Raw genomic sequence first — 4,944 nt, forward strand, 5'->3', positions numbered from 1 at the left:
GGGGGCCGTCCTGCAGACCTGTTGCGCCGGCCCAGCACGTCGAGTGGGCGGCGACCTCCTTGGCGGCGGCTTCGGCCAGGCCATGCCACAGGTGCCATCGGTCGGCGACCTGGACCGCTCCGGGCAGCGCGTCCCGGACGGCCTGGGCGTACGTGGCCGAGCCGTCCCGGCACACGGTCTGCACTCCTGGATGAGTGCGAAGCCACTCGGTGACGGCCGGGGCGCCCCGGCCAGCCAGCACGTCGATCCTCCGGCCGGTGTCGGCATCGATCAGCACGGTGGCGTAGTCCCGGCCGCGGCGCAGCGCGAAGTCGTCGATCCCCAGCGCGTGCGGGACCGGACGTTCCGGCAGCGCGATGCCCAGCAGCGTCCGCACCGCGGTGTCCCGCCCTGCGGCGATCCCAAGGACCGGCAGCAGCCGGGCCGACGCACGGCCGGCAAGTTCGTGAACGACGCCGCGCAGTTGTCCGGTCAACCGGACCGTGCGCCGCTGATAGCGCTCCAGCAATCCCGGGACCTGCTCCCGGAAGGTCTGCCGCGCGCAGTCAGATGACAGGCACCGCATCCGGCGTACCCGCACCCGCAGCAGCACGCGGCGCCCATCGGCCGGCACGTCCGCCGGCATCCGCTCATGGAAGGCGTGGACCCTCCGAGTCAGCGTCCCGCACGCCGGGCACTCCACCGCCCCGCCACGCGTCGACGCGTGAACCACGATCACCTCGCCGGTGTCCTCGATCCCCTCGATCACCAACGCCGACAACCCCGAGAACACCATCCCGACCAGCATTTCCGCATCAACCATGCCCCATCATGAGAAGCCCGGAAGCACGAACCAGCCGTCGACGCGCCGCACCACCACCGAAAGTGCGACAGAGCCGTTATTCGGACAGTCCCCCTGCGAGCGAGGGAACCCAGTGGTTGATCGTGTGAGGCTGCCTAGCTGATACCTTTGGTCTCATGCTAAAGGGGGAAATGGCGTCGGTCTCAGGCACAGTCAGAGGACAGAGAATCGCATGGATCGATACAGCCCGAGGGCTATGTGTGGTTGCTGTGGTGCTATTCCATGTCTGTCTGTGGCACTACCTGAATGCGGGCGACACAAGAGACGCAGCGCATCGGGCCTGGGAGCTGGCGAACGGAGTGCTGGGGACCCTGAGGATGCCGCTTTTGCTCGCCGTCTCAGGGTTTCTAGCCTCCCGCAAGATACGCGCGGGCTTCAACGGCAAGACGGCTTCCGCCGTATTGGCCAGTTACTACCTGTATGTAGTTTGGTTGCTGGTGTACGGTGCGCTGAGCTTGCTGATTGTTGGCAGGGATGCCCCGCATCGTGTGGAGGGCTTCGGACTGCTGGTCCAGCTTGCACTCCCGGAGACTCCACTATGGTTCATCTTCGCGCTAGCGGTGTATACCCTCTCGCTGTCACTCTTGGGGAAGGTGAAACCCCACTTGGCGGTCGGTTCCCTCGCCGTGCTGAGTATCGCCGTGTCGTTGATTCCCGGATGGGAATCCACGCAGTGGCTGAAGATCCCCGGCCTGGCTGTGTTTTTCGCCGTCGGTGTCTACGGGAAAGAGGTGATAGCCAGGCTGGCTGAGCGGCGTCAGGTCGTTATGGTCGTCGCAGGCGGTACCGCTGGGGCGGGCCTAAGCGCTATGGCGGCATCCATGACGCTGCCCCCTGTGGCTGACGGCGCGATCTACATTCTCCGCTGTCTGACGCTGACCTGCTTCATGATTGGCACTGTCTCGCTGGCTGTACGGTGGCGAGCTATTGCCCGCATCGGGCAGTTCATTGGCCAGCGCACCCTGGGCGTTTACGTGCTGCATGTACCTTTGGTTTACGCGCTGATGTTCTCGCCGGTCGGCGTTCCTAAGGGGCCGCTGAGCTGGGTTTACCCTCTCCTGGCCACGGCCGCAATCGTCACGCTCTGCATCCTCGCGGAGTCGCTGCTTAGAAGGACCCAAGCAAGATTCCTTTTCGAGATGCCTCCACCGCTGAAGAGTCTTGCGGTGCGCTAACTGAAAACCCCACTACCGAAGGCTTTAGCGTATCCGCGGGGGTCTTCCTCGTTTGGGGCAACTTTCAACCGGATAACTGCCCCACTGATGGGCCTAACGCCCCCGATCATCCCCAGAATCCACTGCGATAGCTCCTCCGCCACCGGCCGCACCTTCTCCACCAGCGCGGGCCAGTCCCCCTCCGGCACCCGGCTGGACAGGAGCGTCACCGCAATCGACGCCGCCGGCCACCCAAATGGTCCCGCACCGCCACAGCCACGGAGGCGAAGTCCGGGGTGACCTCCCCGTTCTCGGTGGCGTAGCCGCGCTGGCGGACCTGGTCCAGGTGCGACTGCAGCTGCGTGTACTTGGTGATCGGATGGGCCGTCTCATGCCGGGACACGAACGCCGCAGCATTCGGAAACAGCGCCCGGGTCTGGGACTTCGGCAGCGCGGCCAGGATCGCCCGTCCGCTGGCGGTCAGATGCGCCGGCAGCCGAACCCCGACATCAGTCACCAGCGACGGGCGGTGCTTGGCCCGCTCCTCCACGATGTACAGCACGTCGCGCCCGTGCAGCACCGCCAAGTGCGCACTCTCGCCGATCCGGTCCACCAGCTGCGCCAGCAGCGGTCTGCCCAGCCTGGACAGCGGCTCCTGCCGAGAGTAGGCCGAGCTCAGCTCGAACGCGGACAGCCCAGCCCATACTTCTGTTCCTCGGCCAGGTACAGCACAAAACCGTTGTGCTCTATCACCGCCAGCAGGTGGCAGACACTCGAGCGCGGCAGTTCCAGCGCGGAGGCAAAGGAGGAGGCCGCCACCGGCGGGAGGCCAGCAGCTTAAGGATCCGCAGCGTGCTCACTGCCGCCCGCACTTTGGATGCACCGACCTTGGATATGCCCGTCACGCCCACTTCGCCACAATCAGAAAATTAGGGATACCAGTCCGACTACAACACGCCCTTCTCACCCACAAGCGCCGCCAGCCGGCCGCACCGCCTTCATTGGCTTCGGCTTCCCGCGTGACGCAGGCACCGTACCCGGCTGGGCGACCTCACCGCCCACGGCGGCTTCTTCCCGTTCGCTTCGAGGGCCTTCTCGCCTCCTTCGCCGTGGTGATGTTCACCTTCGGCGGGATGGATCGAGACCATCGGCATCACCGCCGGCGAGCCTCCAGCCCCTATGCGATCAGCACCGCCCCGGTGCACATCCCGCTCTTCTTCGAGCTGGCCCTGGGCATGCTGATGTGCCTGTTCCCCTAAACCAGGTGGGCAGCGAGGTCAGTCCGTTCGTGCATACCTTCGAGCGCCTGGGCATCCCGGCCACCGCGCACATCCTCAGTATCGGGGTCATCACTGTGGACCTGTCCGCGATCAACAGCGAAATCTTCGGATGAGGTACGCGGTTGCGGAGACCGTGGCGGAGCGGGTGTGGTAGTGCCCGGTTTCAGCATGGAAATACGACGGCGGCGCCTGGATTTTGCGGTCCAGACGCCGTCCGCTTCATACAGCCCTGAGTAATAGCGCCGCCAGCGCCTACAGCAATTCGTGAAGCCCGGAGGACTTGAGTTCAGCTACTGTCGACTTCACTGACTGAGCGTGTTCACGCCGAGTGATCAGCAACGCGTCGCCGGTATCCACCACAACAATGTCTTCCACCCCGACCAGTGCCACCACGCGATCGGTGGTGGACAGGACAAAGCCCGAACTGTTGTTGGCGATGACCTTGGACGCCGGAGTGGCCACAGTGACCGAATCGTCTCCCTGAAATGCGCTGCTGAGGCGCGTCACAGCATCAAAGTCGCCGATGTCATCCCATCCAAAGGAACCCGGAACCATGACGACTTTTCCGGCCCTCGCGGCAGGCTCAGCAACGGCGTAGTCGATGGCGATCTTCGGCAGGGACTGCCAGACCTCCGCCATCACGCAATCCTGGTCAGGCGTGTCCCATGCATCCGCGATCTTGCGCAGACCAAGGAACAGGTCCGGCTGATTAGCACGTAGGCTGTCCAAGATTTCACTGGCCCGTGCAACGAACATGCCCGCGTTCCACCGGTATTGGCCGCTTTTTACATACTTTTCCGCAAGTTCGTATTCTGGTTTCTCGACAAACTCCTGCACATGGAATACATCCCCGTTTGCGGCTTCTACGAGCGGATCGCCTGAATGGATATAGCCGAAGCCAGTGGACGGATAAGTAGGCTCAATGCCGATCGTTGCAATATAGCCCAGTTCAGCGGCCTCGACTGCGGATGCTACGCATTTAGAAAAAAGCGCAACATCACGAATGACGTGGTCCGCCGCAAATGATCCCATGATGACGTCAGGGTTCCGGTCCTGTAGCAACATGGCTGCGAGCCCGATGGCCGCGGCCGAATCCTTGGGGCTTGGCTCGAGGACCAGATTGGACGATGACATCACAGGCAGCTGGGCCGACACAGCCTCTCCGTGAGCTGTTCCCGTAACCACCATGATATTACCGGCACTGATCGGCAGCAGCCGATCCCATGTCTGCTGCAGCAGACTGCTTCCTGCTCCGGTCAGATCAAGCAGAAACTTCGGAGCCTTCGCCCGCGACAGGGGCCAAAGACGCGTCCCCGATCCACCAGCAGGAATCACTGCATGGAAATTAGAATTCAACTCGTTTCTCCGTCAAATTAGACAAAAATTCATTTTCAACGACCGCACCCACACTGCAAATGCAAATGTACTCGACGGTCATTCTGGATCAGCTATCTGGGATGGGCAAATTGTTTCTTTAGTTCCTAGCCCTACACTCCTCAAAGTGACCCATAGCACGCCGAGATTGAGTCATGTTTGTTCGGTTCACTCCCCCACCCACATTAGGCTATTCGCGTGACCACAACACTTGATCTTTCCGCATCGTTCAAGGCCTACGACGTCCGGGGTATCGTCGGCGAAACCATCACCACCGAAATCGTCGAAGCGGTCG

The 4,944-nt window shown here is 62.7% G+C and carries 5 protein-coding genes and 1 pseudogene; 3 read left to right on the forward strand and 3 right to left on the reverse strand.

Annotated elements, in window-relative coordinates; translation table 11 throughout:
- The coding region (locus AC5RWU_RS23660; RefSeq protein WP_493986617.1) for an ISL3 family transposase at positions 1–802 on the reverse strand (802 nt) is incomplete at its 3' end.
- A 170-nt stretch (positions 803–972) separates the two neighbouring features.
- Here AC5RWU_RS23660 and AC5RWU_RS23665 point away from each other — a divergent pair.
- Positions 973–2,016, forward strand: a complete 1,044-nt coding sequence (locus AC5RWU_RS23665; RefSeq protein ID WP_493986621.1) for an acyltransferase family protein — start codon at positions 973–975, stop codon at positions 2,014–2,016.
- Between the two features lie 110 nt (positions 2,017–2,126).
- Here AC5RWU_RS23665 and AC5RWU_RS23670 read toward each other — a convergent pair.
- Positions 2,127–2,906 (reverse strand): annotated as a pseudogene (locus tag AC5RWU_RS23670) (IclR family transcriptional regulator); the annotation flags it as partial.
- 108 nt (positions 2,907–3,014) lie between these two features.
- Between AC5RWU_RS23670 and AC5RWU_RS23675 the strand changes: the two are divergent.
- Together AC5RWU_RS23675 and AC5RWU_RS23680 are read left to right on the forward strand one after the other, a co-directional pair.
- Positions 3,015–3,254 (forward strand): hypothetical protein, encoded by a 240-nt coding sequence (locus AC5RWU_RS23675; protein ID WP_493986618.1) that lies wholly within the window; start codon positions 3,015–3,017, stop codon positions 3,252–3,254.
- Complete coding sequence (locus AC5RWU_RS23680) at positions 3,239–3,388, forward strand: hypothetical protein (RefSeq protein WP_493986619.1); 150 nt, start codon at positions 3,239–3,241, stop codon at positions 3,386–3,388. Before AC5RWU_RS23675 ends, AC5RWU_RS23680 begins: the two co-directional genes overlap by 16 nt.
- A 139-nt stretch (positions 3,389–3,527) precedes the next feature.
- On the opposite strand, the gene AC5RWU_RS23685 is transcribed toward AC5RWU_RS23680, so the two are convergent.
- Complete coding sequence (locus tag AC5RWU_RS23685; RefSeq protein WP_493986620.1) at positions 3,528–4,631, reverse strand: mannose-1-phosphate guanylyltransferase; 1,104 nt, start codon at positions 4,629–4,631, stop codon at positions 3,528–3,530.
- Positions 4,632–4,944: the final 313 nt, after the last annotated feature.

The sequence above is a fragment of the Arthrobacter sp. B0427-1-12 genome (genome assembly GCF_059092905.1).